The sequence below is a fragment of the Erythrobacter alti genome, from assembly GCF_037996805.1.
Classification (GTDB): Bacteria; Pseudomonadota; Alphaproteobacteria; order Sphingomonadales; family Sphingomonadaceae; genus Alteraurantiacibacter; species Alteraurantiacibacter alti.
In genome coordinates this window covers 246683-271367 of sequence record NZ_JBBNAX010000008.1, presented here as the reverse complement: position 1 = coordinate 271367, position 24685 = coordinate 246683, and the positions used below count along the sequence as shown (strand labels likewise).

The 24685-nt window shown below is 62.4% G+C and carries 28 protein-coding genes, 1 tRNA gene and 1 riboswitch; of the genes, 16 read left to right on the top strand and 13 right to left on the bottom strand.

Annotation, left to right across the window (positions count from 1 at the left end; translation table 11 throughout):
- Positions 1 to 152 precede the first annotated feature (152 nt).
- A complete protein-coding gene (locus AAC850_RS11090; protein WP_340588816.1) occupies positions 153 to 1658 on the top strand; it encodes a SulP family inorganic anion transporter in 1506 nt (501 codons plus the stop codon).
- Positions 1659 to 1706: 48 nt separating this feature from the next.
- Here AAC850_RS11090 and AAC850_RS11085 read toward each other — a convergent pair whose 3' ends face one another.
- Genes AAC850_RS11085 through AAC850_RS11070 form a run of 4 tightly spaced genes read right to left on the bottom strand, consistent with a single transcriptional unit; the run spans position 1707 to position 4262 of the window.
- Entirely contained in the window at positions 1707 to 1898 is a 192-nt protein-coding gene (locus tag AAC850_RS11085) for a DUF1737 domain-containing protein (RefSeq protein ID WP_340588815.1), read from the bottom strand.
- Between the two features lie 14 nt (positions 1899 to 1912).
- Positions 1913 to 3211: an ATP-dependent protease ATPase subunit HslU gene (hslU, locus tag AAC850_RS11080; protein WP_340588814.1), complete on the bottom strand. Its 1299-nt coding sequence runs from the start codon at positions 3209 to 3211 to the stop codon at positions 1913 to 1915.
- An 8-nt stretch (positions 3212 to 3219) separates the two neighbouring features.
- Positions 3220 to 3780, bottom strand: a complete 561-nt coding sequence (gene hslV / locus AAC850_RS11075; RefSeq protein ID WP_340588813.1) for an ATP-dependent protease subunit HslV — start codon at positions 3778 to 3780, stop codon at positions 3220 to 3222.
- Between the two features lie 47 nt (positions 3781 to 3827).
- Positions 3828 to 4262 (bottom strand): outer membrane protein assembly factor BamE, encoded by a 435-nt coding sequence (locus AAC850_RS11070; protein ID WP_340588812.1) that lies wholly within the window; start codon positions 4260 to 4262, stop codon positions 3828 to 3830.
- 190 nt (positions 4263 to 4452) lie between these two features.
- Between AAC850_RS11070 and AAC850_RS11065 the strand changes: the two genes are divergently transcribed.
- The 3 genes from AAC850_RS11065 to AAC850_RS11055 all read left to right on the top strand — a co-directional run bounded on the left by AAC850_RS11065 (position 4453) and on the right by AAC850_RS11055 (position 6674).
- Positions 4453 to 4965: a ubiquinol-cytochrome C chaperone family protein gene (locus AAC850_RS11065; RefSeq protein ID WP_340588811.1), complete on the top strand. Its 513-nt coding sequence runs from the start codon at positions 4453 to 4455 to the stop codon at positions 4963 to 4965.
- Positions 4962 to 5486, top strand: a complete 525-nt coding sequence (locus tag AAC850_RS11060) for a YceD family protein (protein ID WP_340588810.1) — start codon at positions 4962 to 4964, stop codon at positions 5484 to 5486. Before AAC850_RS11065 ends, AAC850_RS11060 begins: the two co-directional genes overlap by 4 nt.
- A 270-nt stretch (positions 5487 to 5756) precedes the next feature.
- Positions 5757 to 6674 carry an OmpA family protein gene (locus AAC850_RS11055; RefSeq protein ID WP_340588809.1) on the top strand — a complete coding sequence of 306 codons (918 nt, stop codon included), beginning with the start codon at positions 5757 to 5759 and terminating at the stop codon, positions 6672 to 6674.
- A gap of 88 nt (positions 6675 to 6762) precedes the next feature.
- Here the strand turns inward: AAC850_RS11055 and ssb are convergent, their stop codons facing one another.
- From ssb to AAC850_RS11030, 5 genes are all read right to left on the bottom strand, one after another.
- Positions 6763 to 7293, bottom strand: a complete 531-nt coding sequence (gene ssb / locus AAC850_RS11050; RefSeq protein WP_340588808.1) for a single-stranded DNA-binding protein — start codon at positions 7291 to 7293, stop codon at positions 6763 to 6765.
- Positions 7294 to 7395: 102 nt separating this feature from the next.
- Positions 7396 to 9243 (bottom strand): ferrous iron transporter B, encoded by a 1848-nt coding sequence (feoB, locus tag AAC850_RS11045; RefSeq protein WP_340588807.1) that lies wholly within the window; start codon positions 9241 to 9243, stop codon positions 7396 to 7398.
- Positions 9240 to 9503, bottom strand: coding sequence for a FeoA family protein (locus tag AAC850_RS11040; protein ID WP_340588806.1), 264 nt, complete (start codon positions 9501 to 9503; stop codon positions 9240 to 9242). The genes feoB and AAC850_RS11040 overlap by 4 nt, the downstream gene beginning before the upstream one ends.
- Positions 9504 to 9560: 57 nt before the next feature.
- Positions 9561 to 10235: a COQ9 family protein gene (locus tag AAC850_RS11035; RefSeq protein ID WP_340588805.1), complete on the bottom strand. Its 675-nt coding sequence runs from the start codon at positions 10233 to 10235 to the stop codon at positions 9561 to 9563.
- Positions 10235 to 10855, bottom strand: coding sequence for an ankyrin repeat domain-containing protein (locus AAC850_RS11030; protein WP_340588804.1), 621 nt, complete (start codon positions 10853 to 10855; stop codon positions 10235 to 10237). The genes AAC850_RS11035 and AAC850_RS11030 overlap by 1 nt, the downstream gene beginning before the upstream one ends.
- 98 nt (positions 10856 to 10953) lie before the next feature.
- Here AAC850_RS11030 and AAC850_RS11025 point away from each other — a divergent pair, with 98 nt between their 5' ends.
- The 6 genes from AAC850_RS11025 to AAC850_RS11000 all read left to right on the top strand — a co-directional run bounded on the left by AAC850_RS11025 (position 10954) and on the right by AAC850_RS11000 (position 14905).
- Positions 10954 to 11559 carry an SCO family protein gene (locus tag AAC850_RS11025; RefSeq protein ID WP_340588803.1) on the top strand — a complete coding sequence of 202 codons (606 nt, stop codon included), beginning with the start codon at positions 10954 to 10956 and terminating at the stop codon, positions 11557 to 11559.
- Positions 11547 to 12020: a YcgN family cysteine cluster protein gene (locus AAC850_RS11020; RefSeq protein ID WP_340588802.1), complete on the top strand. Its 474-nt coding sequence runs from the start codon at positions 11547 to 11549 to the stop codon at positions 12018 to 12020. Before AAC850_RS11025 ends, AAC850_RS11020 begins: the two co-directional genes overlap by 13 nt.
- Complete coding sequence (locus tag AAC850_RS11015) at positions 12017 to 12751, top strand: M48 family metallopeptidase (protein ID WP_340588801.1); 735 nt, start codon at positions 12017 to 12019, stop codon at positions 12749 to 12751. Before AAC850_RS11020 ends, AAC850_RS11015 begins: the two co-directional genes overlap by 4 nt.
- Before the next feature lie 66 nt (positions 12752 to 12817).
- Entirely contained in the window at positions 12818 to 13303 is a 486-nt protein-coding gene (locus AAC850_RS11010) for a hypothetical protein (protein WP_340588800.1), read from the top strand.
- A complete protein-coding gene (gene ribD, locus AAC850_RS11005) occupies positions 13300 to 14274 on the top strand; it encodes a bifunctional diaminohydroxyphosphoribosylaminopyrimidine deaminase/5-amino-6-(5-phosphoribosylamino)uracil reductase RibD (RefSeq protein ID WP_422723199.1) in 975 nt (324 codons plus the stop codon). Before AAC850_RS11010 ends, ribD begins: the two co-directional genes overlap by 4 nt.
- Positions 14275 to 14284: 10 nt before the next feature.
- On the top strand, positions 14285 to 14905 hold the full coding sequence (locus AAC850_RS11000; protein ID WP_340588799.1) for a riboflavin synthase: 621 nt from the start codon (positions 14285 to 14287) through the stop codon (positions 14903 to 14905).
- A gap of 24 nt (positions 14906 to 14929) precedes the next feature.
- Here AAC850_RS11000 and AAC850_RS10995 read toward each other — a convergent pair whose 3' ends face one another.
- From AAC850_RS10995 to AAC850_RS10980, 4 genes are all read right to left on the bottom strand, one after another.
- Positions 14930 to 15181, bottom strand: coding sequence for a hypothetical protein (locus AAC850_RS10995; protein WP_340588798.1), 252 nt, complete (start codon positions 15179 to 15181; stop codon positions 14930 to 14932).
- An 84-nt stretch (positions 15182 to 15265) separates the two neighbouring features.
- Entirely contained in the window at positions 15266 to 15532 is a 267-nt protein-coding gene (locus tag AAC850_RS10990; RefSeq protein WP_340588797.1) for a hypothetical protein, read from the bottom strand.
- Between the two features lie 79 nt (positions 15533 to 15611).
- Positions 15612 to 16787, bottom strand: a complete 1176-nt coding sequence (locus AAC850_RS10985; RefSeq protein WP_340588796.1) for an amino acid aminotransferase — start codon at positions 16785 to 16787, stop codon at positions 15612 to 15614.
- A gap of 102 nt (positions 16788 to 16889) precedes the next feature.
- Positions 16890 to 17717, bottom strand: coding sequence for a DUF1134 domain-containing protein (locus AAC850_RS10980; RefSeq protein ID WP_340588795.1), 828 nt, complete (start codon positions 17715 to 17717; stop codon positions 16890 to 16892).
- 223 nt (positions 17718 to 17940) lie between these two features.
- Between AAC850_RS10980 and AAC850_RS10975 the strand changes: the two genes are divergently transcribed.
- The 6 genes from AAC850_RS10975 (at position 17941) to AAC850_RS10950 (ending at position 24613) form a co-directional block, all read left to right on the top strand.
- Positions 17941 to 18032, top strand: a tRNA-Ser gene (locus tag AAC850_RS10975).
- 99 nt (positions 18033 to 18131) lie between these two features.
- A riboswitch (glycine riboswitch) is annotated at positions 18132 to 18238 on the top strand.
- 174 nt (positions 18239 to 18412) lie between these two features.
- On the top strand, positions 18413 to 19561 hold the full coding sequence (gcvT, locus tag AAC850_RS10970; protein WP_340588794.1) for a glycine cleavage system aminomethyltransferase GcvT: 1149 nt from the start codon (positions 18413 to 18415) through the stop codon (positions 19559 to 19561).
- 3 nt (positions 19562 to 19564) lie between these two features.
- Positions 19565 to 19936, top strand: a complete 372-nt coding sequence (gene gcvH, locus AAC850_RS10965; protein ID WP_340588793.1) for a glycine cleavage system protein GcvH — start codon at positions 19565 to 19567, stop codon at positions 19934 to 19936.
- 45 nt (positions 19937 to 19981) lie between these two features.
- Positions 19982 to 21343 carry an aminomethyl-transferring glycine dehydrogenase subunit GcvPA gene (gene gcvPA, locus AAC850_RS10960; protein WP_340588792.1) on the top strand — a complete coding sequence of 454 codons (1362 nt, stop codon included), beginning with the start codon at positions 19982 to 19984 and terminating at the stop codon, positions 21341 to 21343.
- A complete protein-coding gene (gene gcvPB, locus AAC850_RS10955; RefSeq protein ID WP_340588791.1) occupies positions 21340 to 22905 on the top strand; it encodes an aminomethyl-transferring glycine dehydrogenase subunit GcvPB in 1566 nt (521 codons plus the stop codon). The genes gcvPA and gcvPB overlap by 4 nt, the downstream gene beginning before the upstream one ends.
- Positions 22906 to 22993: 88 nt before the next feature.
- Positions 22994 to 24613: a pre-peptidase C-terminal domain-containing protein gene (locus tag AAC850_RS10950; protein ID WP_340588790.1), complete on the top strand. Its 1620-nt coding sequence runs from the start codon at positions 22994 to 22996 to the stop codon at positions 24611 to 24613.
- Positions 24614 to 24685: the final 72 nt, after the last annotated feature.

Here is a 24685-nt window from a genome sequence, read left to right as displayed (position 1 = left end):
TCCTGTTCGATGAGCGACTAACCGCGTTCGGCAGATAGCGCAGGCAAAGGCGCCCACCCTTGCATTGTGCAGTGCAACATGCAAAGACCCTCGCGGAATTCCAGAACGGCGTGCCGGGACTGCCGCATGCCACAGACTAACGGACAATCGACATGATCGACACCGCCGCGTTGAAGCGCGACTGGCTCGCGAACCCGCGTGCAGAAATCCTCGCCGGCATTGTGGTGGCACTGGCCCTGATTCCCGAAGCCATCGGCTTTTCGATCATCGCGGGCGTCGATCCGCGCGTGGGCCTCTACGCCTCGATCTGTATCGCCATGGTGATCGCCTTTACCGGTGGTCGCCCGGGCATGATCTCTGCGGCGACCGCGGCAGTGGCCGTGGTGGTGATCCCGCTGGTGCGCGATTACGGGGTGGAATATCTGTTCGCCGCGACGATCCTGATGGGGATTTTCCAGCTTGTTGCCGCCGTCCTGCGGCTCGACCTGTTGATGCAATTTGTCAGCAGGTCGGTCATCACCGGCTTCGTCAACGCGCTCGCGATTCTCATCTTCATGGCGCAATTACCGCAGCTCGACTGGAGTAATGAAGGCGTCGGCTGGCTGACCTATGCCATGGTGATCGGCGGGCTTGCCATCATCTATCTGCTGCCCCGGCTGACCACCGCGGTGCCCAGCCCGCTGGTCGCAATCATTGTGCTTGGCGCGTTGTCTATCGGGCTCAACTTCGACGTGAACACCGTCAGCGACATGGGCGAACTGCCCGAAGGCCTGCCCTATTTCATCATCCCCGATGTCCCGCTGACGTGGGAAACCCTGCGCATCATTGCGCCCTATGCGGCCACGATGGCAGCTGTCGGACTGCTTGAAAGCCTGCTGACCGCGCAGATCGTCGACGACATGACGCATACCGATTCCAACAAGCAGCGCGAAAGCGGCGGCCAGGGTATCGCGAACGTCGTGGCCGCGTTCTTCGGCGGCATGGGTGGCTGCGCGATGATCGGCCAGTCGGTGATCAACGTGACGAGTGGTGGCCGCGGCCGCCTGTCCACCTTCACCGCCGGCGTCACCCTGCTGGTGCTGCTGTGGCTGCTCGGCCCGATTGTTGGCCAGATCCCTATGGCGGCGCTGGTCGCGGTCATGATCATGGTGAGTATCGGTACCTTCAGCTGGAACTCGATCCCCAACATCAAGCACCACCCCTGGCAGAGCAGCGTGGTCATGCTGTCGACCGTGGTGGTCGTGGTGGCGACGCACAACCTCGCGCTGGGCGTGCTGGTGGGCGTGCTGCTGTCGGGCATCTTTTTCACCGGCAAGGTCCGCTCGATGTTCGGCGTGACCCGCGTGCGCGACGAGAACGTGGCGACCTACACCATCACCGGACAAATCTTCTTTGCCAGCGTCGACCGCTTCTCCCGCGCTTTTGGCCGCGAGAGCGAGCGCCCCGATCCGGCTGACCACGTGGTGATCGATGTCACCCGCGCGCATTTCTGGGACATTTCAGGGGTCGGTGTCCTGGACAAAGTTGTCGAGCGCATGCGCATGAACGGTCGCAGCGTGCAGGTGGTGGGCCTCAACGAGGCCAGCGCCGATCTGGTCGACAAGTTTGCGCTGACGGACAAGACTGGTGTGGAGATCGGGCTGGCCCCGCATCCTTGAGCGGCGTGGGCGCGATATAGCGCGTTAGTCTTTCGCTTGATAGATTGGTCAGACTACAGCCTGCGCGCACTTTACCTGCCCGCGCCAGAAATCGTAGGTCGTTCGTGGTTCGCCATGAAGCACCCAGCCCTCTTCCAGTGCCAGAGAAACCTTCTCGCAGAATTCGCGATCTTCTGTCCCCGTAATGAGGCGATAGGTCAGTCTGCCGTCTGGCGGACCTGATTTCGCGTTCTGGGTCATCGGTATTGACCTCGTCAGAGAATATACTTCGACAGATCGCTGTCGCCTGCCAGTGCGCCGAGCTTGTCGCGGACATAATCAGCGTCGATCGTCACGCTTTCGCCCTTGCGGTCCTCTGCTTCGAAGCTGAGTTCCTCGAACAGCTTTTCCATCACCGTTTGCAAGCGGCGGGCGCCGATATTCTCGACGCTTTCGTTCACCTGCGCGGCGATGCGGGCAACTTCGGCCACGGCATCGTCGGTCATGTCGACCGTCAGTTCCTCGGTGCCGAGCAGCGACTTGTACTGCATCACGAGGTTGGCCTTGGTCTCGCTGAGGATGCGGATGAAATCCTCCTCGGTCAGCGAGCGCAGTTCGACGCGGATCGGCAGGCGGCCCTGCAATTCGGGCAGCATGTCAGAAGGCTTGGCAACGTGGAACGCACCCGAGGCGATGAACAGCACGTGGTCGGTTTTCATCGGGCCGTATTTGGTCGCCACCGTAGTGCCTTCGATCAGTGGCAGCAGGTCGCGCTGCACGCCTTCGCGCGAGACGGAGCCACCGCGTACGTCGGACACGGCGATCTTGTCGACCTCGTCGAGGAACACGATGCCGTTGGTCTCGGCATTGGCGAGCGCCACGCGGGCGACATCGTCCTGGTCCATGCGCTTTTCGGCTTCTTCATCGACCAGCCGGTCCCACGCATCGGGGACCTTCAGCTTCTGCTTCTTCTTGGGCGGGCCGCCAAAGGCCTTGCCCATCATTTCGGACAGGTTGATCATGGTCGCGCCGCCGCCCATGCCGGGAATGTCCATCTGCATTCCCGACTGTTCGGCTACTTCGATCTCGACCTCGGTATCGTTCATCGAATTGTCGGTGATGCGCTGGCGAAAGCTCTGGCGCGTTGCCTCGCTGGCGCTGGAGCCGACGAGCGCATCGAGCAGGCGATTCATCGCCGCTTCGCTGGCCGCCTCGCGCACGGCTTCACGGCGACTGTCCTTCTCCAGCCGGATCGCATCTTCCACCAGGTCGCGGGCGATCTGTTCCACATCGCGGCCGACATAGCCGACCTCGGTAAACTTGGTCGCCTCCACCTTCACGAACGGCGCTTCGGCCAGCTTGGCAAGACGGCGGCTGATCTCTGTCTTGCCGCAGCCGGTCGGGCCGATCATCAAGATGTTCTTGGGTGTCACCTCGTCGCGCAAATCAGCATCCAGGCGCTGGCGACGCCAGCGATTGCGCAGCGCCACGGCAACCGCGCGCTTGGCATCCTTCTGGCCGATGATGTGTTCGTCCAATGCGGCGACAATCGCCTTCGGGGTCAGATTATCCATGAATTCTCTCAGACGGTCTCAACGGTCACGTTGCCGTTGGTGAAGACGCAAATGTCGGCGGCGACCTGCATGGCCTTGGTTGCGATGACTTCGGCATCTTCCTCGTAATCGGCCAGGGCCTTGGCAGCGGCGAGCGCATAATTGCCGCCTGATCCGATAGCCGCGATGCCGCCTTCGGGCTCAAGCACGTCGCCATTGCCGGTCAGCACCAACAGCACTTCGGCATCGGCCACGATCATCAGGGCTTCAAGGTTGCGCAGATATTTGTCGGTACGCCAGTCCTTGGCAAGTTCGACCGCGGCGCGAAGAAGCTGGCCGCTATATTGTTCAAGCTTGCGTTCCAGCCGTTCGAACAGGGTGAAGGCGTCGGCGGTCGCTCCGGCGAACCCGGCAACGACCTTGCCTTCTTCCCCGATGCGGCGGACCTTGCGCGCATTGGGCTTCATGACGGTATTGCCCATCGATACCTGGCCATCGCCCGCGACAACGGTCTTGCCGTCGCGCTTGACGCCGATGATGGTGGTTCCGTGCCACTGGGTGAGGCCGTGGCTTGCCTTATCGTCACTCATGCCGAGCATATGGGCGCAGGCACGCCCGGCTTCAAGCGAAGCGCGGCTCAGCGGCCCTGCGTGGGCGCGCCGCTACCGACCGTGCCGATGTTGCCGAACAGGTCTTCGAGGAAGCCACGTTCGCGGCCCAGCGTTGGCGTTTCATCGCTTTCCGGATCGATGTGCGCCACCTGCTCGATGCCGCTACGCTCTGTCGAGACGACATTGCCCGCAGCATCGAAATGGACGGCCAGCACGCTGTGCGAATCAATCCGTGGCTGCCGGAACGGTGCCTGCTGCGTGCGGCTGGAAATGTAATACCAAACCGGATCGCCGAACTGGCTGATCATGGTTGGCTGGCCCAGCGTACCGCGCACCGAACGCTGATTGTCCAGGCCCGGCTGCACCGACTGGATCAGCGTTTCATCGGTGATGTATCCGCGGTGATTGGTGATCGAGGAGCACCCTGCAACGGCTAGGCCCAGCCCTACCAAAGCTGCCATCCGCACGATCGAACCCATAAATTTCATCCTTGCAAAATTCCTGTCAGGCCCCGGCCATGCAATTGCCCTTGCGGATTGCTGTTGCGCCGGTCCATCCTATATCAGCGGCAAGCCTTAGGGGAGCCTGCGCGCTGGTGCAACGCACTGCTGTGGGTGATCCATTGAACTTGTCCTTAACGAAGGTTTCGCCATGTCTTTTTTCCAGCGCCTGTTCGGCAAGACCGATCGCGACGCGCTCCGCCCGTTATGGCATGCGACTGTCGGCACCAGCCGCGAGCCTGAATGGTATGCCGATTGCGATGTGCAGGACAGCCTGGATGGTCGCTTCGACATGATCGCGCTGGTACTATCGCTCGTGCTGCTGCGAATGGAGGACAGCGAGGCGCTGGCGCCCAAGACCGGCCTCCTCACCGAATTGTTTGTCGCCGATATGGATCGGCAATTGCGCGATTCGGGTGTCGGGGATCTGAAGGTCGGCAAGAACATGGGGCAATTGATGGAAGCACTTGGCGGAAGGCTCGGCGTCTTGCGCACCAGCCTGCGCGGTGATGATGACGCGGCGCTGGCGGTTGTGCTCCAGCGCAATATGCGGCTCACCAATGACGAGCTCCCGCTGGCACTGGCCGCGCGCACACGCGCCTTGCATCGCGATCTGGCACAGCAGCCGGACGACGCTGTTCTGGCCGGGAACCTGCGGCCATGAGCGAGACACCAGAGTTTTCCCGGCCCTTCGACCTGCGCGGCATCACCGCAGAGCCCGTTTGCCTGAGCGCCGATGCAGACGAACGCGCTGCGCTTGCCAGGCGATTTGCCATTGTCTCGATTGATGCCCTGCAAGCTGAACTGTCTCTCGAGGCGGAAGGCGAGGTGGTCAGCGCGCAAGGCACGATCGACGCTGCCATCGTGCAGAGCTGTGCGGTTTCGGGCGAAGATCTCCCGGTCACCATCCGCGAAGACGTGACCATGCGCTTCGTTCCGGCCGCGACGATGGAGGCGAGCGGGGAGGACGAGGAAATCGAGCTCGACGCCGATGATCTCGACGACATTCCTTATTCCGGAACCGCCTTCGATCTTGGCGAGGCCGTAGCCCAGAGCCTGGCTCTGGCGATCGATCCCTTCGCTACCGGACCCGGCGCCGATGCCGTGCGCGAGAGCCATGGACTCGCCGATGAAGGACCCAAGGGCGCCTTGGCGCAGGCACTGGCGGGGCTGAAGAAGGGCTGATCGGAAAAGCGCGCTCTACAACGGTTCGCCGCAAGCTCCGCTCCGACCGCCCGTACAACTCCAGACCTTGCCAAATTCGTTCATCTGACAGACAGGTAGGCCTGAGAAGGGCCCCATCTGCGTGGCGCCGAGGGTTATCCTTGGATGCTGCCAGTTTTCCAGCAGGATGATTTTGGGGGTTCTGACAGCCGGACACGCCAGGACAGGGGCGGTCAGGTTACGGGATGCAATGATGCACGACCGGCTGTGATAGTTTGAAGGAGTACAAGAATGAATGTCATGTCAACGAGCCCGAAGGCCTTGATCGCTCTCGCCGCACTTGCCGCGCCCGCTTTGATGCCGGCTGCAGGTACAGTCGCCGCGCAGGAGCTAGGCCAAGTCGTCCATAACGAACAGGACATCAACGTCGTGGGCAACATCCCCACCGACCTGAGCGGTATGCCCGCAGGACCGGACATCGACGGCTTCATTTCCGCACGCCGTGGCAGCGAAATCCAGGTCACGACTGAAAACGGGTCGGAGGCAGTTGTTGCCATCTCCCAAGCCACCGACATCAAGGCGCGCGGCGGCCTGCTTGGCCTCGGACGCACACGGCTTGGCGCGGATGCGCTGATCAATGGCCTGCCCGTCAGCGTGGAAACCGTACAGTGGAACGGCAACCTCGTCGCGACGCAGGTTCGATTCTCCGACGAGGACCTCGAAACGGCAACCATGATCCGCACCGGCACGGGCCAGCGTTTCTCGGAAAACGAAGCCATGATCGAGGAAAATGCGGCTGCTACCGAAGCGCTTCGTGGCCGCGTTGCGAATATCGACCAGTACAATATCATGGGCACGACCAACGTTTATTTCGACACCGGCAAGTGGAACCTGTCCGGCGTTTCGGAAGGCGAGCTTTGCCAGGCCGCTGCAGAAGCCGAAGCGATGGACAACGCCCTGCTGCTGGTCGTCGGTTACACCGATTCGGTTGGCGATCAGGATTACAATCAGGTGCTGAGCGAGCGCCGCGCAGGCCGCGTGGTCAATTTTCTCCAGCAGGAATGCGGCTGGCAGCCCTGGCGTATGCTCACCCCGACCGGCATGGCCGAATCCGATCCGATGGCGGACAACAGCACGGCAGCAGGCCGCGCGCAGAACCGCCGCGTTTCGGTCAACATTCTCGTCAGCAAGGCGCTGGAAGGAATGTAATACTCACCGCGTCAGACGAACGCCAAAGAAAAAGCCGCGTCCTGAGAGGGGCGCGGCTTTTTCGTGCTTGATGGAATTTTGCAGCGGATCAAAACGGAATGTCGTCGTCCAGATCGTCATAGTTGGAGCCGCCGCCGGAAGGCTGGCCGCCTCCGCCGCCGCTGCCTCCCGAGGAGCCACCGCCCTGATCCCAGCCGCCGGAGGACTGGCCACCGCCGCCCCCGCCGCCATATCCACCGCCGCCGCCGCCACGTGAACCGCCGCCACCTGGCGCGCCATCAAGCATCGTCAGCGTACCGTTAAATCCGCGCAGCACGACTTCGGTCGAATAGCGATCCTGCCCGTTCTGGTCCTGCCACTTGCGCGTCTGGAGCTGGCCTTCGACAAACACCTTCGAGCCCTTCTTGAGGTAGTTTTCGACAACGTTGACGAGGCCTTCGGAGAAGATCGCCACTGTGTGCCATTCGGTGCGTTCCTGCCGCTGGCCGTCACGGTCCTTCCACGTTTCGCTTGTGGCGATACGCAGGTTCGCGACCTTGCCGCCATTCTGGAAGGAGCGGATCTCCGGGTCGGCACCCAGGTTTCCGATAAGCATCACTTTGTTCAGGCTGCCGGCCATTCTTTCGATTCCTCTCTAGTTCGAGAGAAAGGGCTTATCGAAGCGCCCGCCGAGTCGCCACCCCCGCAATGGGGGAATGTCCACAGTGGAGGCGAATATGGGCTACAGGCCCAGCGCGGTTGCGCCCCAAAAGGTAAGTCCGGCGAAGATATAGGCGAGCGCGAAGAGGTAGATCACCATCACCGCTGGCCATTTCCATCCGTTCGTCTCGCGCCGTGTGACAGCGATGGTGGAGAGGCATTGCGGAGCGAAGATGAACCAAGCGAGGAAGGCCAGCGCGGTCGGCAAGCTCCAGCGCGCCGCAATCTGGCCGCGCAGCGCCTGCTCTGTTTCGGCCTCGTCCTCCGCATCCACGGCATAGGTTGTCGCAAGCGACGACACCGCGACTTCGCGCGCCGCCATTGCAGGAACCAGCGCCAGCGTCATCTCGCGCTGGAAACCGATCGGTTCGAAAGCAGGCTGCATGGCGCTGGCAATGTAGCCGGCAGCGGAGGCATCGAGCTGGCTCTCGCCCGGCTCAGCCTTGGGGAATGTCAGCAGCAACCACAGCACGATCGTCGCCGCGAAAATGATCGTGCCCGCACGGCGCAGGAAAACCCAGGCGCGCTGCCAAAGACCGATCAACAGGTCGCGCAAGGGCGGCCATTGGTATTTGGGTAGTTCCATGATGAAGCCCGAAGCCGCGCCCTTGGTCGCGGTGCGGCGCAGCACCAAAGCGACCAACATCGCGCCGATAATTCCTGCGATATACAGGCCGAACAGCACCAGTCCCTGCAAGCCGACGCCCGGCCCGACGCTCGTCGCCGGGATTACCGCGCCGATGATCACGGTATAGACCGGAAGCCGCGCCGAACAGGTCATCAGCGGAGCGATGAGGATAGTCGTCAGCCGGTCCTTCGGATCGGCTATCGAGCGTGTCGCCATGATGCCGGGGATGGCGCAGGCAAAGCTGGAGAGCAGCGGGATGAAGCTGCGGCCCGACAGGCCGACATAGGCCATCAGCCGGTCCATGATGAAGGCCGCACGCGCCATGTAGCCCGATTGCTCCATCACCAGGATGAAGGCGAACAGGATGATAATCTGCGGCAGGAAAACGACGACCGATCCGACACCGGCGATCACGCCTTCGGTAATCAGGTCGCGAAAAAAGCTTTCCGGCATCGCTGCAATCACGCCGCCGCTTATCGCTTCCGCCAGTCCCTCGATCGCGCCGATCAGCGGGTCGGCCCAGGCGAACACTGCCTGGAACACAACAAACAGCAGCGCGAACAGGATAATCGGCCCGAGCCACGGATGCAGCAGCACCTTGTCGAGATGGGTGTGCAGACGGTGCTCCGCGCTTTCGGACAGCACGGAACCCTTGGTCATGTTACGCGCCGCCAGCCGCCGCTCGGGCAAGGTGAGCGCAGCAACTTCATGGCGCGTCGAGACATCCTGATCGTGCGCACCTGCGATTGCCTCTACCAGCGCATCGATTCCGCGCCGGCGTACCGCGACGGTCGGAACCACGGGCACGCCAAGCGAATCGGCCAGTGCTGCGGGATCGATAGCAAGCCCGTCACGCTCGGCCAGATCGACCATGTTGAGTGCCACTACGGTCGGACGACCCAGCGCAATCACTTCCTGCGCGAAAACCAGATGCTGTTCGAGATTGGCAGCATCGATAACCAGTACCAGGATTTCGGGTTGCGCCTGTCCGGCAAATTCGCCGACCACGACCTGCCGTGTCACTTCCTCGTCGGGGCTGGCTGCGTCGAGTGAATAGGAACCGGGCAGGTCGAGCAGTTCGACCGGCTCGCCACTAGGCAGGGCCATGCGGCCTGCTTTGCGCTCTACGGTAACACCGGGATAATTCGCGATTTTCTGGCGCGCACCGGTCAGCGCGTTGAACAGCGCGCTCTTGCCGGCATTGGGGTTGCCGACCAGCGCAATCGTGCGCATCGGTGTCATACTGGCCGCACCGTGATCGCGCGGGCGTGGGCGCGCCGAATGGCGATTGTCGTGCGCCCGATAATCAGTGCAATCGGATCCCTGCCGAAGAACACGCCGCGATGGGCAATGGCTACGCGCGCGCCCTCGTCGATGCCCAGCGCTTGCAGGCGCTTGGCTTCATCGGGCGCAAGGCTGTTCCAGTCGATGGACAGGATTTCAGCACGCGCGAGCGGCGCCAGCGTATCGAGTGTCGGTTGGGATGTCGCGATATCGGTCACATCGTCGCCCGTGCCAGAGCGCACGGCTAATTGCAACTGCTTCGCATTAACGGATGACTATTGCTGCGGGTAGCGGAGCCGCCCGAGGAAGCGGGCAAAATCGAAGTGTTCGCGATCCTTGCTTAGCCATTGCGCCTTGGCCTTCTCGAATTTCATCACGCCTTCGATCCGGCGGTCGAGAAAAGCGGCGGTATCCTGCTTGCCTTCGCTACCATCGCTTTTCCACACGGCCAGCGTGGCGGCGTAGATCGAGGCGAGGATCGCGCGCTTGGTGTAGTGGTTGTAATCGGTCGCCGTATCGCCGGCGAGCCGCCACATCTTGTCCGCGCTCGACCAGCCCTGCTTCAGCGCGGCAGACACGTTCTGCGGCATGGCCTGCACCGCCATTGCGCGTGAGAGCGATTCTTCCAGCCCTGCGATAGCCTGCAACCGGAACCACACCAGCGTGCGGATCTTCTCGCGGATCGGCAGCTTGTCCAAGCGACCGTCGGCAAATTCGGCTTCCATCCGTGCATCGACCGAGGCGACCCACGCATCGATCATGTCCATTGCCCGGCCGCGCAGCCCGTTGTCTGGGAACGCCAGTCGCGCCACGTCTTCATCGACGCCTACAGACCGCGCCGCTGCAACCAGTGCCGCATCGCTCCACCCGTCGAACATCGCCGCCAGCGCAATCTCGGGCGCCAGTGCAAGCCGCACTTCATCGAGCGTGAGGTCGCGCGGATCGGACATCAGAAGTCGGGCCCGTAGGTGCGGCTGTTTCCGCTGTCTTCGGACTGTTCGCTTGCAACGATCGTGCTCATGATGCGGGGAGGCGTACCGCGCTGGCCCGCATAATCGCGCGCGCTGCGCCCGGCGTTGTCCGTCCGGTCCGGATCGGCCCCGCCCGCAAGCAGGACTTCCATCAATTCGATATTGCGAGCGTGGACGGCGGCGATCAACGGCGTTTCGCCGGTGGCATTGGCGACATCGACCCGCGCACCGCGGCGCAGCAGAACCTCCACGCCATCGAGGAACCCTGCTTCGGCAGCGACGATCAGCGGGGTGCGTCCGGAATTGTCGGCAATGTTGGGATTGGCACCTTCCTGAAGCAGCCAGCGCGTCCACGTCAGGTCACGGCGTGCGACCACGATATGCAGGCCGGTCTGGCCATTGCTGATGTCACGCGCATTGATGACCGTTGAACCCGGCGCGTTGAGCATGTCGGTCGCCTCCGAGCCGTTGCGTTCGCGCACGGCTTCGAGGAACTCATACCCTTCCGAGTAGAACTGTGCCGCGGCGGGCACCGAAACGGCCAGCGACCAGCCGACAGCAAGAGTTGCGATGATGTTGCGAAGAGCGACGCGGGCCACCCGGTTCTCCTATGATTTCCAATTTGTGCGCAAAAGCCCCTGCCGAAGCGCTGATGCACCTTGCTTGATGCGCGTTAGCAGAGCATGAACCGCTCGTCATGCCTGCAAGTTACAAGCTGTTTGCCAGCCTTGCCGCACCTGCCCTGCTGAGCCTTGCGCTTGCGGGCTGCGGCCAGTCCGCTCCCGAAGAAACCCCTGCGCTCTACGGTTCTGCCGTCGTGGGCGGCTTCGAGCTGGTCGACAGCGCTGGCGCTCCGGTCACCGACGAGGATTTTCTCGGCAAGTACCAGATGGTCTATTTCGGTTATGCCTATTGTCCCGATGTCTGCCCGTTCGACGTGCAGCGCATGGTGCAGGGGTACAATCAGTTTGCCGAGGCCAATCCCGGTCTTGCCGATGATGTGCAGCCGATCTTCATCACCGTGGATCCCGAACGCGACACGCCCGAAGTGGTCGGCGAATTCGCTGCCAATTTCTCGGAAGACCTGATCGGTCTGACCGGCTCTCCCGAAGCAATCGAGGCGGCGGCGGCCAATTATTTCGCCAGCTATTCCAAGGGTCAGGTGACCGAAGAAGGCGGCTACCTGATGGATCACTCGCGCTCGGGCTATCTGGTCGACCGCGAAGGCCAGCCGATGGCCCTGCTCCCTGTCGAACAATCGGCCGATGCCGTTGCTGCGGAACTGGAACGATGGGTGCGCTGAGGGACAAATTCTGGGAGCTCCCGCTGGACGAGCTTTCGCGCGAAGAATGGGAAGCCTTGTGCGATGGTTGTGGCCGGTGCTGCCTCCACAAGCTGGAGGATGAGGATACCGGCGAGATCGCCGAAACCAATGTCGCGTGCAAGCTGCTCGATACCGGGACGGCGCGCTGCAGCGACTATCGCCATCGCAAGGCTTTTGTACCTGACTGTCTCCGCCTGACTCCGAAGCTGGTGAACCAGGTGCCGTGGCTCCCGCCAAGTTGCGCCTATCGCCGCCGTGCCGATGGCGATCTGCTGCCCGAATGGCATTATCTGCTGACGGGGAGCCGCGACGCGATGATGGAAGCAGGCGCCTGCGTTGCCGGGCGCTGCATTAGCGAGACGGTGGCAGGCCTACTCGAACATCACCTGACCGATTGGGGCGAATCGGACGGGGACGAATCGGACAGGGACGAATCGTGATCGACTGGCTGCGCGACGATCACCAAAATCCTTCGGTCGATGTCGCCGGCTCCACAATTCCGATCGCCATTCGCCGCCATGCGCGCTCGAAACGGCTGACCATGCGGCTTGCCCCCGATGGCAGCGAATTGCGCATCACCATGCCGCAATGGGGTCGCACGATCGACGCGCTCACTTTCGCCAAAGCACGGCTCGCATGGATCGAAGAGCAGCTGGCGAAGGTGCCGCAACCGATCACGCTGGATGACGGCGAGGTGCTGCCGTTTCGCGGCAAAGACCTGACCATTCGCTGGAATGACAGTGGGCGCCGCAAAGTGGTGCGAGACGGGGATTGCCTCGCCATCGGCGGCCCGCGCGACCGGTTGGTCACTCGCGTGCAACGCTGGCTCGAAAGTGAAGCCCTGCTCCTGCTGCGCGAAGACGTGACCTATTATTGCGAGCGTGCAGGACTGGATGTGCCCGATGTGCGCCTGTCGCGCGCGCAACGGCGCTGGGGATCATGTTCGGGCGAAAGAACTGCCGGACGTACCATTCGCGTGAACTGGCGGCTTGTCATGGCGCCCGATCACGTGCGCCGGTCGGTCGTCGCGCATGAAGTCACCCATCTCGTCCACTTCGATCATTCGCCCGCCTTCCATGCGCTGCTGCACCGCGTGTTCGATGGCGAAATCGCCGACGCCGACCGCTGGCTGAAGCAGCACGGACGTTCGCTTTATGCTGCATTCGGCTGATTGTCTGGCTCACCTGCCTGCTCGCTGGCACTGGCGGTTTCCCCGCGCGCTCTCTATCTACGCCCGATGAAGCGATTTTTGCGCCTTATTTCTCCGCGCCATGCGGTGAAGGATTTTACCGAGCAATGGCGCCAGCCAACGCCGCATCGTTGGCAAATCCTGGGCGTTGCCTGCGCGGCCACATTTGCGCTGTTCATGTTGTTCGTGCCCGACAGCACGCGGATCGAACCGCGCCGACCCGAACTGATCTACATTTCGACCTTCGACGAAAGCCGGACAAGGGAAGAGATCATCGCTTCAAATTGTGCCAACCAGCGATTGCAAAACGAGCTGCGGGCAGAGCTGGAAGAGCGCGCCGAAATCACCCGCGACGTCTATCGCCAACTCGGTGAAGCCACCTTTATCGACGTGGAAGAGATGCAGGCCGAGGCGGAAGCCGAACGTGCTGCCAACGGCGAACAGGCCGAAGGGCCAAGCGAAGAGGAACTGGCGCTCTCGCTGGAGGAATATTGTGCCGTTGCCGGAAACGGAGCACCAGGTGGCGAAGGCTGATCGTGAAGACTGACGATGGACGATGGCTGGCGGCGGCGGCCGCATTGTCCGAACGGGCGCGGCCGTCGAGCCGCCCCAACCCCGGAGTGGGTGCTTTGATCGTAAGCGACGGGGTGGTTATCGCGCGCGGCTGGACGCAGCCTGGCGGTCGCCCTCATGCCGAAGCCATGGCGCTTGCCGCTGCCGGAGATGCCGCGCAAGGCGCAGACCTCTACGTGACGCTTGAACCATGCGCGCACCGCTCCGAGCGCGGACCGGCCTGCGCCGACCTGGTGGCACAAGCGGGATTGGCGCGGGTTGTCATCGGTATGCGTGATCCCGATCCGCGCACGGCGGGGGACGGCATTGCGCGATTGCAAGCAGAGCGCATGGACGTTGCGGTTGCTGGCTTGAGCGCGGAAAAACTCGGCCTGACGGGCCATGCAAGCGCGGTAAACCTGGGCCGCCCGCATATCACCCTCAAACTCGCGCTCTCGCTCGACGGTTGCCTCGCCATGGCTTCGGGCGAAAGCCAATGGATCACCGGCGAGGAAGCAAGAGCGCATAGCCACCGCGAACGCGCCCGCGCCGATGCCATATTGGTCGGCGGCGGGACACTGCGTGCAGATAGCCCACAGCTCAATGTCCGCCTCCCGGGACTGGAAGACCGCTCGCCGGAACGCTGGGTGCTGACGCAGCGCGGCGCGCCCGATGGTTGGCAGGCATTGTCCTCTGCGCAAGCCGTCAAGGACATGGAAGGCGTGCGATACCTGTTCGTCGAAGGCGGCGCGAAGGTAGCCGCCGCTTTCCTGACAGAAGATCTGGTCGACCGGCTGCTGATCTACCGCGCACCGATCCTGATCGGTGGTGGCACGCCAGGTGTGCGCGATTTTGGCCTTGAGCGAATTGCCGAGGCCCATGATCGCTGGGTGCTGGCGGATCGTCGGCAGCTGGGGAAGGACACCCTCGAAATCTTCAACCGGACACGTTAGGACACGCGCCATGTTCACAGGCATCGTCACCGCCATCGGCACTATCGAGAGCGTGGAACAGCGCGGCGACTTGCGGCTTCGCATCGCCTGTCCGCTCGACCCCGCCGCCATCGCCATCGGCGCTAGCATCGCGTGCTCTGGCGTCTGCCTGACCGTGGTCGACAAGGGCGGCACGGCGGGCGATGCCCATTTCAGCGTCGATGTCTCGGGCGAAACGATTTCACGTACCGCGAAGGACATGTGGCGCGAAGGCGCACGGCTCAATCTTGAGCCTTCGCTGCGTGTCGGCGACGAGATCGGTGGCCATATCGTGACCGGCCATGTCGATGCGGTTGGCAAGGTCGATGACTGGCAGCCCATCGGGGGGTCGATGCAGGTCGTGGTCGCAGCACCGCCCAAACTCGCCCCTTATATTGCCGAGAAGGGTTCGATCACGGTCGATGGCGTTTCGCTGACCGTCAATGCCATCGACGACAGGCCCGATGGAAGTGTGCATTTCAGCCTGAACATCATTCCGCACACCGAAGAGGTCACTACGCTGGGCGAAGTGCGGCAGGGCGGAGAGGTCAATCTGGAGATCGATACGCTGGCACGCTACCTGCACCGTATGCAGATGTTGCGCGAAGGGTAAGTTGCCCGCAAGCCAACTTCGGATTCAGCCGAACAAACGCGTCAGCAGACCACGCCCCCGCCGTGACGGTTTGCTCTGCCCGCTGATTTCAAACAGGTAGTTGGCCAGTTGCACCGCCTGGTTCTGGTCGAGCATGTAAAGGCGCGAATCGACGTCTTCATCTGTATGCGGCGGCGGACTACGGACGCTTTGCAACCGCAAGGTCAGGCGGTCGCCCGAGCGGGTCGAGGTCCAACCGACAAGTGCGCCGTAATCATCGCGGGGTTGATCAACCATCGCCATTCCCCTTTTGAATTGCGCCGCCAAGTCTAGCGCAATTTGAGCGTTCATTCCAACGCCGGGACGAGTGTGGCGAACAGGTCAGCCGAACATACGTTTGATCCAGCTTCGATCGCGACGTTCCGGTGTGCTTGTCTCGCCGACTTCGAACAGGAAATTGGCAAGCTGCATCGCCTGGTTGCGATCCAGCAAATATATCTGCGTCTGGACATCGTCAGACGTGTGCGGAGGAGGCTTTGTAACGCTCTGCAGATGGAGCGCGACCCGTCCCCCCGTATTCGTCGATGTCCAACCGACCAGCGCGCCGTAATCCTTACGCGTGGCTTCTGCCATTCCGATGCCCCCCATAGACATTGCAGCGCAAGTCCTAGGCGATTTTACAATATCGCTTCAATCGGAATTCGCTGCGGTGTCCCCTATACGGTCACTATCCGGTAACATCGGCCAGTGCAGCAACGAACTTGTCGATATTGTTCATCGTCAGCCCCGCCACATTGATGCGGCCCGAACCGGCCATGTAGACACCGTGATCAGTACGAAGCTGCTGCACTTGCTCCTTGCTGACTGGCAGCATTGCGAACATGCCTTTCTGCTGGCCGAGCGGGCGAAGGTCGACGCTGCCGGCATGGCCTGATTCTGCCAGGCGCGCGCGGACTTCACCGATGCGCGTGCGCATGTCTTCAAGCTCATGCAGCCATTGCGCGGTCAGCGACTTGTCTTCCAGAATGATGCGCACCGCGGCTCCGCCGTGATCGGGCGGCATGGACCAGTTGGCGCGTGCCAGTGCTGCGGTGTTTGAAATCGCCCGCGCGGTCGCTTCGCCATCGCCGGTGGCGACGTAGAACGCGCCGACGCGGTCACGATAAAGGCCGAAATTCTTGTCGCAGCTATAGGCGACAAGCACTTCCTCGACCTTGCGCATCACAGCGCGCAGGCCATAGGCGTCTTCGTCCATGCCATCGCCCAACCCTTGATAGGCAAGGTCGAGTACGGGCAGGACAGGACTATCTGCCAGCAAACGGGCAATTTCGTCCCATTCCTCGTGCGTATAATCGACGCCGGTAGGATTGTGGCAGCAGCCGTGGAGCAGGATGGCATCGCCCTCACCCGCTCCTGCTATCGCGGCACGCACGGCTTCCATATTGGCGTGACCATCGGCAGTAGCGTGATCGAAACCGGCCATTTCCAGCTCAAGGTCTGACAGTATCTGCGCATGATTGGGCCAGCTCGGCGTGCCCATGAATACGCGTGTTGCGCCAGCCTTCTTCGCCAATGCCAGCGCCAGCCGGACAGCGCCCGTGCCGCCCGGCGTCTGCATTCCGTCCAGCCGCCCGTCGCCGGGTGCAGTATCACCGAATACATGCGGGATGAGCGCGTTGACGAAACCCATGTCGCCTTCGGGCCCAAGATAGGACTTGCTCGGCTGGTCCGAGACAAGGCGGGATTCGGCACCCTTGATGGCAGCAAATACAGGCGTGTCACCGCCTGCGGTCTTGTAGACGCCCACGCCAAGGTCGATCTTGTCGGGCCGTTCGTCGGCCTTGAAGAGCTTGATCAGCGCCAGCAGCGCATCGGGGGCCTGTTGTTCGAGTCGGTTCAGCATGGCAGCGGCAATGCCTTCAGCCCCAGCCTTCTGCAAGAGCCTGCATTCGTCTTCATGGGCCGGGGCGGTGCCTTGCAGGCATTCTTCCCCGGTTATGCGACCTCAGAAGGGCAGCCAGCGCTGCTCGCGTGAGAACCTGAGATAACCTGCATTTACGCCAAGCCGCAGTCCCGCACCGACGCGAATCGGGATCATGACCACGTCGCCCTTGCGGACGTAGCTGGCGTGGAATCCGCCGACGAGATAAAGTTGCCCTTCGCCGGCAGCATAGCGCTCGTACAATTCATCGGTGTCGTGAAGGTTGTAGACCAATACGAAGGTGTTGCCCGCATTGGCGCCCGCATCCAGACCGATGGAAGGCCCGGTCCAATAGACCGGCATGTTGCCCTCGACCGCGTGATAGAGCGTGCCCGAGCCGTACCTAACGCCCAGCACGAAGGCTCCGCCGCCTTCGCGCCCGACGATGTAGCCATTGGGCTCGCCCTGGTCGGCGAGGATATCCTGGATGAGCCGCGCCAACCCTTCCGCACCCTGCCCGAAGAGGCCCTCTGCCGCGCCGATCAGATCGTCTTCGGCATAGGTTGTGCGCGCAGCATCGGCAGGTTGGACCGTCGTATCGACCGACCCACCCGATTGTGCCGAAATGTAGGGATCGTTTTCGGGCGGCAGGTCAAGCTCCGGTCGCGCTTCTTCGTTATGCGCGGGGTCGACATTGTCGTAGCGCGAATCCGGTTCCGTACTGTCATAGTCATAATCGTAATCCTGCGCCGCCTCGGGAGCCTGCTGCTCCATCAGGTCGGCATCGATCACGCTGTCGGGGTCGATAGACTGGATTTCCTGCGCTGCAGCCGAAACCCCGCCCAGCACGAGCAACGGCGCAACCAGCGTGGCACCAGCCAGGCGCAGATTGCGGACGAACGGGATAGTCATGACCGGGTACCTTCCAGGGATCAGGCAAAATTATGCGGCTGCAGAAGAATCCTTTCCGGCTGAAGCAGCAATGAATAGGCGGCGAATCGAATCCGATTTGCGGCGAGTCGAATCCAGACGTCGACGACTTGCCGCACCCGGAGACTGCGTGATCGGAAAGTGCAACGAGCCCTTGAAGCGCGTCCAACCCCTCGTTATAGCGCGCAGCCTGCCGCACAGGTCCGGAGACGTGGGTGAGTGGCTGAAACCAGTTCCCTGCTAAGGAACCATACCTCTATCGGGGTATCGAGGGTTCGAATCCCTCCGTCTCCGCCACCTCGTCGATAATTTCCCCCCTTTACGCCCTTTAGCGGCATTGACCCCGCTGTTGCTATGCAGCAGAGCCTGATTCGCTTGGTGGGCGTTTCGACGTCCGGCATCTGCGCGGGAGAGCTTTCCTGACGGTTCGCGTGAACTGGCAGGAGGCACCGAAGGAGCAACCGCCCCGGAAACTCTCAGGTCACAAGGACCGCGTGGCTGGAACAGGCGCTCTGGAAAGCGTGCTCGCCCTATTACGGCGGGCACCACCGAAGGAGTAAGGCGCGCGCTTCAGGTGGAGCCGTGCCGGAATCTCTCAGGTCTCCAAGACAGAGGGGGCATGGCCTTGGCGAACGCACCCGATTCCCGGGTGCTGCCGAGCCGTGCCGGAACTGTTGATGAGCGATACCGATACCGAAGATACCCTGCCTGAAAGACTGCCGCTCGACGCGTGGCACCGCGACCATGGCGCGCGCATGGTGCCGTTTGCGGGTTATGAAATGCCGATCCAGTATGCAGGCGAGCACGGCGGCATCGTCGCCGAGCACAACTGGACGCGGCAATCGGTCGGCCTGTTCGACGTCAGCCACATGGGCCAGCTTACGGTATCGGGCGAAGGCGCAACTGCCGCGCTCGAGACGCTGCTGCCCGGCGCGCTGTCCACGCTCAAACCCGGCAATATGCGCTATTCGCTATTGCTCGACGAAAATGGCGGCATTCTCGACGATCTGATCGTCACCAATATCTCGCGCGACGGGGTGGAGGAATTCTACATCGTCGTGAACGGCGCGGTGAAGTGGGACGATATCGCTCACCTGCGCGAGCATTTGCCGGACGATATCGTGCTCAACCACATGGCCGACCAGGCCTTGCTGGCATTGCAGGGGCCGAAGGCGGCAGAAGTGCTCGACAGCATCTTTCCCGGCGTGGCGGAACAATTGAGCTTCATGCAGGGAACCGGCTTCGAATGGGAAGGCGTGATGATCGGCGTGGGTCGATCAGGCTATACCGGCGAAGACGGGTTCGAGATCAACTGCCCGGCATCGCATGTCGTCAAGCTGGCCGATCTGCTGGTGGCGGACGGGCGGGTGAACCCTGTCGGCCTTGGCGCTCGCGACAGCCTGCGGCTCGAGGCCGGATTGCCGCTTTACGGGCATGACCTCACCACCGAAACCGATCCGGTCAGCGCAGGATTGCTGTTCGCGCTCACCAAGTCGCGCCGCGAAAGCGGTGGCTGGATGGGTCACGGCCCCGTTGCGCAAGTGCTGGCCGAAGGTCCCAAGCAAAAACGCGTCGGCCTGACGCTTGAAGGGCGCCAGCCGGGCCGCGAAGGTGCGCTGGTCTTTTCCGGCGACACACAGGTCGGCACGATCACCAGCGGCGGCTTTTCGCCCACGCTCGGCCACCCCATCGCCATGGCCTATGTCGACGCCGAATTTACCCAAGAAGGAACGCCGCTCGACGTGGAAGTGCGCGGCAAGCGCCTGCCCGCCAAGGTCGCTCCCCTTCCCTTCGTACCCCATCGCTATCACCGCAAAGGAGCCTGAGACGTGCCACGCTATTTCACCGAAGAACATGAATGGATCGAAGTCGACGGCGACACCGCCACCATCGGCATTACCGACTACGCGCAGGAGCAGCTGGGCGACGTGGTGTTCGTCGAAGTGCCGCAGACAGGCGCCGAACTGGCCAAGGGCGCAGAAGCAGCTGTGGTCGAAAGCGTCAAAGCTGCAAGCGACGTCTATGCGCCAATCTCGGGCACCGTGCTCGAAGGCAATGCCGCGCTGGAAGCCGACCCCGAACTGGTCAACACCTCGCCCGATGATGAAGGCTGGTTCTTCAAGCTGACCGTTGCCGACAAGGATGAGCTCGAAGGCCTTATGGACGCCAAGGCCTACAAGGCGTTCTGCGACAGTTTGTAATTCTTTACCTCCCCTCCCGCTGGCGGGAGGGGCTTAGGAGTTGAAATGCGTTACCTCCCCCTGACCGATACCGACCGCGCGGCGATGCTCGATGCGGTTGGCGCGCCGAGCATCGATGCGCTGTTCTCCGATGTGCCAGCCGAGCATTATCTCGACGGTCCCGTCGAAGGCCTGCCGATGCACGCCACCGAAATGGCGGTCGAAAAACATATGCGGCGACTGTCGAAGAAGAATTTGGCAGCTGCCGATGCGCCGTTCTTCATCGGTGCGGGGGCCTATCGCCATCATGTGCCTGCCAGCGTCGATCATTTGATCCAGCGCGGCGAATTCCTCACCGCCTACACGCCCTACCAGCCCGAAATCGCGCAGGGCACCTTGCAGATGCTGTTCGAATTCCAGACGCAGGTTGCGCGGCTGTATGGTTGCGCGGTGGCCAATGCGTCGATGTATGATGGCTCGACCGCCTGCTGGGAAGCAGTGGCGATGGCGGGGCGCGTCACACGCCGCAAGCGCGTAGTGCTGTCGGGCGCGCTGCACCCGCATTATGCCGAAGTCGTGCGCACCATGGCGAAATTCACCGAGGACGAGATTGCCGGCTCTGCTCCCAGCCTGACCGCGCTGCCCGACGATGACGGGCTGATTGCGCGGATCGATGACAACACCGCCAGCGTGGTGGTGCAATATCCCGATATCCTTGGCCGCATTCCCGACCTCCAGCGCATTGCCGATGCCGCCCACGCCAAGGGCGCGAAGCTGATAGTCGTGAACACCGAGCCAGTGGCGCTGGGCGCGCTCGAGGCGCCGGGCAATCTCGGCGCGGATATCGTGGTCGGCGAAGGCCAGGCGCTCGGTGTCGGGCTGCAATTCGGCGGGCCTTATCTCGGCCTGTTCGCGATTACCGATCCCAAGCTGGTGCGGCAGATGCCGGGCCGGTTGTGCGGCGAGACTGTGGATGCCGATGGCAAGCGCGGCTTCGTGCTGACGCTCTCCACACGCGAGCAGCATATCCGCCGCGAAAAAGCGACCTCGAACATCTGCACCAATAGCGGGCTGTGTGCGCTGGCCTTCTCGATCCACATGACCTTGCTCGGCGCAAAGGGCCTTTCGGGCCTTGCAGCGCAGAACCACCGGCTGGCCTGTATCGCTGCGGACAGGCTGGCGACGCTGCCGGGTGTGAGCCTGCTCAACGATAACTTTTTCAACGAATTCACGCTGATGCTGGAAGTGGACGCACGGCAAGTCGTGCGCGATCTCGCCGACAAGGGCGTGCTCGGCGGCGTGGGTCTGGGCAAGCTGTTCCCCGATGTCGATGCGCTGAAGAATGGCCTGCTGGTCACCCTCACCGAGACGTGCAGCGAGGAAGATATCGAAGCCCTTGCCCGTGCGCTCGAGGAGGTGCTGCCATGAACCAGATCAACCAGAGCGGGTGGAAGCCCGGCACGCCTGTCGCCTCCAGCGAAGACGTGAAGCACCCGACCGTCACCGGCAACAAGGCATTGATGCTGGAAGAGCCGCTGATCTTCGAAATCGGCGGCGCGGATACCTGCGGCGTCGACCTGCCCAATACGCCGTGCGAGCTGCCCAACCGCCTCGGCAAGTTTGCACGCAAGGAGCCGATCGGCCTGCCCGGCCTCTCCGAACCTGAAACGGTGCGCCATTACACGCGCCTCAGCCGCCAGAATTACGGCATCGACCTCGGCCTGTTCCCGCTCGGCAGTTGCACGATGAAGCATAATCCGCGCCTGAACGAGAAGGTCGCGCGCATGCCCGGCTTCCTCGATGTGCACCCCTTGCAACCTGTCGATACGGTGCAGGGCGCGCTCGGTGTGATCGACGAATTGTCGCACTGGCTGATCACGCTCACCGGAATGGACGCGGTCGCCATGAGCCCCAAGGCGGGCGCGCATGGCGAATTGTGCGGCATACTGTGCATCCGCGCCGCTCTCGAAGCGCGCGGCGATGCGCGCAAGGTGGTGCTGGTGCCCGAAAGCGCGCACGGCACCAACCCTGCCACCGCCGCCTTCGCCGGATACGAGACCGAGGATATTCCGGCCAATGCCGAAGGCCGCGTCGATCTCGATGCGCTCAAGGCGAGGCTCGGCCCCGATGTTGCTGCGGTGATGATTACCAATCCCAACACCTGCGGATTGTTCGAGCGCGACATGAAGGCGATTTCGGACGCGGTGCATGAAGCGGGCGGGCTGGTCTATTGCGACGGCGCGAACTTCAACGCGATCATGGGCCGGGTGCGGCCTGGCGATCTTGGCGTCGATGCGATGCACATCAATCTCCACAAGACTTTTTCGACCCCGCACGGCGGCGGTGGGCCCGGCTCAGGCCCGGTTGTGCTCTCTTCTGCTCTTGCGCCCTTTGCCCCGCTACCTTTCGTGGAAAAACAAAGCGATGGCAGCCTGCGTTTGGTTGAAGAAGAGAATATGGAGGATCATCACGCCAGCAGTTTTGGCCGGATGACCGCCTTCCACGGCCAGATGGGCATGTTCACCCGCGCCCTCACCTACATCCTCAGCCACGGGGCGGACGGGTTGCGGCAGGCCTCGGGCGATGCCGTGCTGAACGCCAATTACGCGCTGCGCCAGCTCGAAGATGTGCTCCACGCGCCCTTCGGTGACAGCGGGCCCTGCATGCATGAGGCGCTGTTCGGCGACGCCGGGTTTGCCGAGGGCTTTTCCACGCTCGACCTTGCCAAGGGCCTTATCGACGAGGGGTTTCACCCGATGACGATGTATTTCCCGCTGGTGGTACACGGCGCCATGCTGGTCGAACCGACCGAAACCGAGAGCAAGGCCGCGCTCGACCAGTTCATCTTAGCCATGCGGTCGCTGGCGGAGCGGGCGAAAGCGGGGGACGAGGCGCTACTGACCGCACCGCACCATGCCCCGCGCGCAAGGCTCGATGAAGCGCAGGCCGCACGCAAGCCGCGCCTCGCGTGGAGCGAACCGGAGGACTGAGCGCTTAGCGTGATCCCCATATTCGGATTTCGTTCAGATATGGTGTGGCAAAGCTGAACCGATTTTGGGGATCGAATAGGGGGATAAGATGAAAAAGGCCGGTTTGTTGACCGCCGCCGCGCTGGGAACAGTCTTAATTATTGCGCCAGTGGCAGCGCAAGGTGTGCTCGAAACGGGCGCTGCGGCAGTCAATGCGACAAGCGAACTCCAACTAACCAAGCAACAGGGCAAGCCGCGCAATGGCGGAGGCACGATTGCGCTGGGCGAACAGGTTGAGGGCTTTCTGTCAGAAGACACCGCAACTTACGTGATGGAGGGCCGCGCCGGCCAGCGCATCAGAATCTCGCTCACCTCTGCCCGGTTCGACACCGTGCTGCGCGTGACCGGCCCCGATGGCTTCGAAACCGAGAACGACGATGCACCCGGCAGCGATACGCTCGACAGCAGGATCGATGCAGTGCTGCCAGCCGATGGCACATATCGCCTGACCGTGTCGGCCTATGCTAACGAGGGCGGCGGTAGTTTCCGGCTCGCCACGATGGACCCGGCCAACCCCACCTCCGGCAATGCCCGTGCGATCGCTTTGGGCGAGACCGCCAGCGGCATTCTCACCCAGAGCGATGAGCGCGCCTTCGATGGCGCTTTCGTCGACTACTTCACCTATTCCGGGCGCGCAGGCCAGCGCGTGACATTTGATCTCGGCTCGAGCGAAATTGACACCACGCTCGCGATCTTCCTGCCCGACGGGCGCGAAGAGAAGAACGACGATTTCCGCGCCACCGATGGCACCGACAGCCGCCTCTCGATCACCCTTCCCCAAGACGGCATTTATCACATCGCTGCCAGCAGCTTCGCACCGGGAGAGACGGGGCGCTATTCGATTTCGCTTAGCGAGGCCGAGGCCGGCGTGCGAACCGTACGCCCGGCCAGCGGCAGTGCACGCGTATTTGCGCTGACCGTTGGCGTAGCCGACTATGCGCGCATCAGCCCGCTAAACCGCACCGACGAAGACGCAGAGCGCGTGACCGCCGCCTTGCAGGACGCGGGTGTACTGGCACCCGAAAGCGTGACGCTGATCAATCGCGATGCAACCCGCGCCAATTTCAGCAGCGCGCTAGGCAACATCACCGGGGTCATGGGGGACGACGACCTGTTGCTCGTATTCTTCTCCGGCCACGGCGAAAAGGTCGAGAACATGACGACCGAGCGCGATGGCAGCGCCGAGACGATCGAGCTCTATGATGCGCCCCTGTTCGATTACGAATTGGCGCAGATGTTCGAAGGGATCGACGCGCGCACTCTGCTGGTGATCGATGCCTGTTTTGCTGCCGGATTCGACAATGTCGTGCGCCAGCGCAACAACCGGATGGGTATTTTCAGTTCTGACGAGGATACGCTGAGCCTTGTCGCGGTGGGCGAGAAGTCGGGTGGTTATATCAGCCACGTCTTCCGCCAGGCGATTGAAGGCGGTGCGGACCTGAATGGCGACCGCGCTGTGGAAGCGGGTGAATTGTCCGAATATATGCGCCGCGAATTCTATCGCATGGTGCTGGAAGAACCACTCGTCACAGATGCCGAGGATTTCCGCGACATGCAGTCGCCGGGCTGGCAGCACATCGTTGTCGATCGCGGCGGTGATGGAATGCCTCACCAGCAGGTGCTGATGAATTTCGGATCTGCCGATGGGAACGCGATGGCCAGGCGGTAGGCCCGGTCACCATTGCACGGCAAAAAGGGGCGACGGTCGTTGTGACCGCCGCCCCTTTTTGTTGCGCAGGTT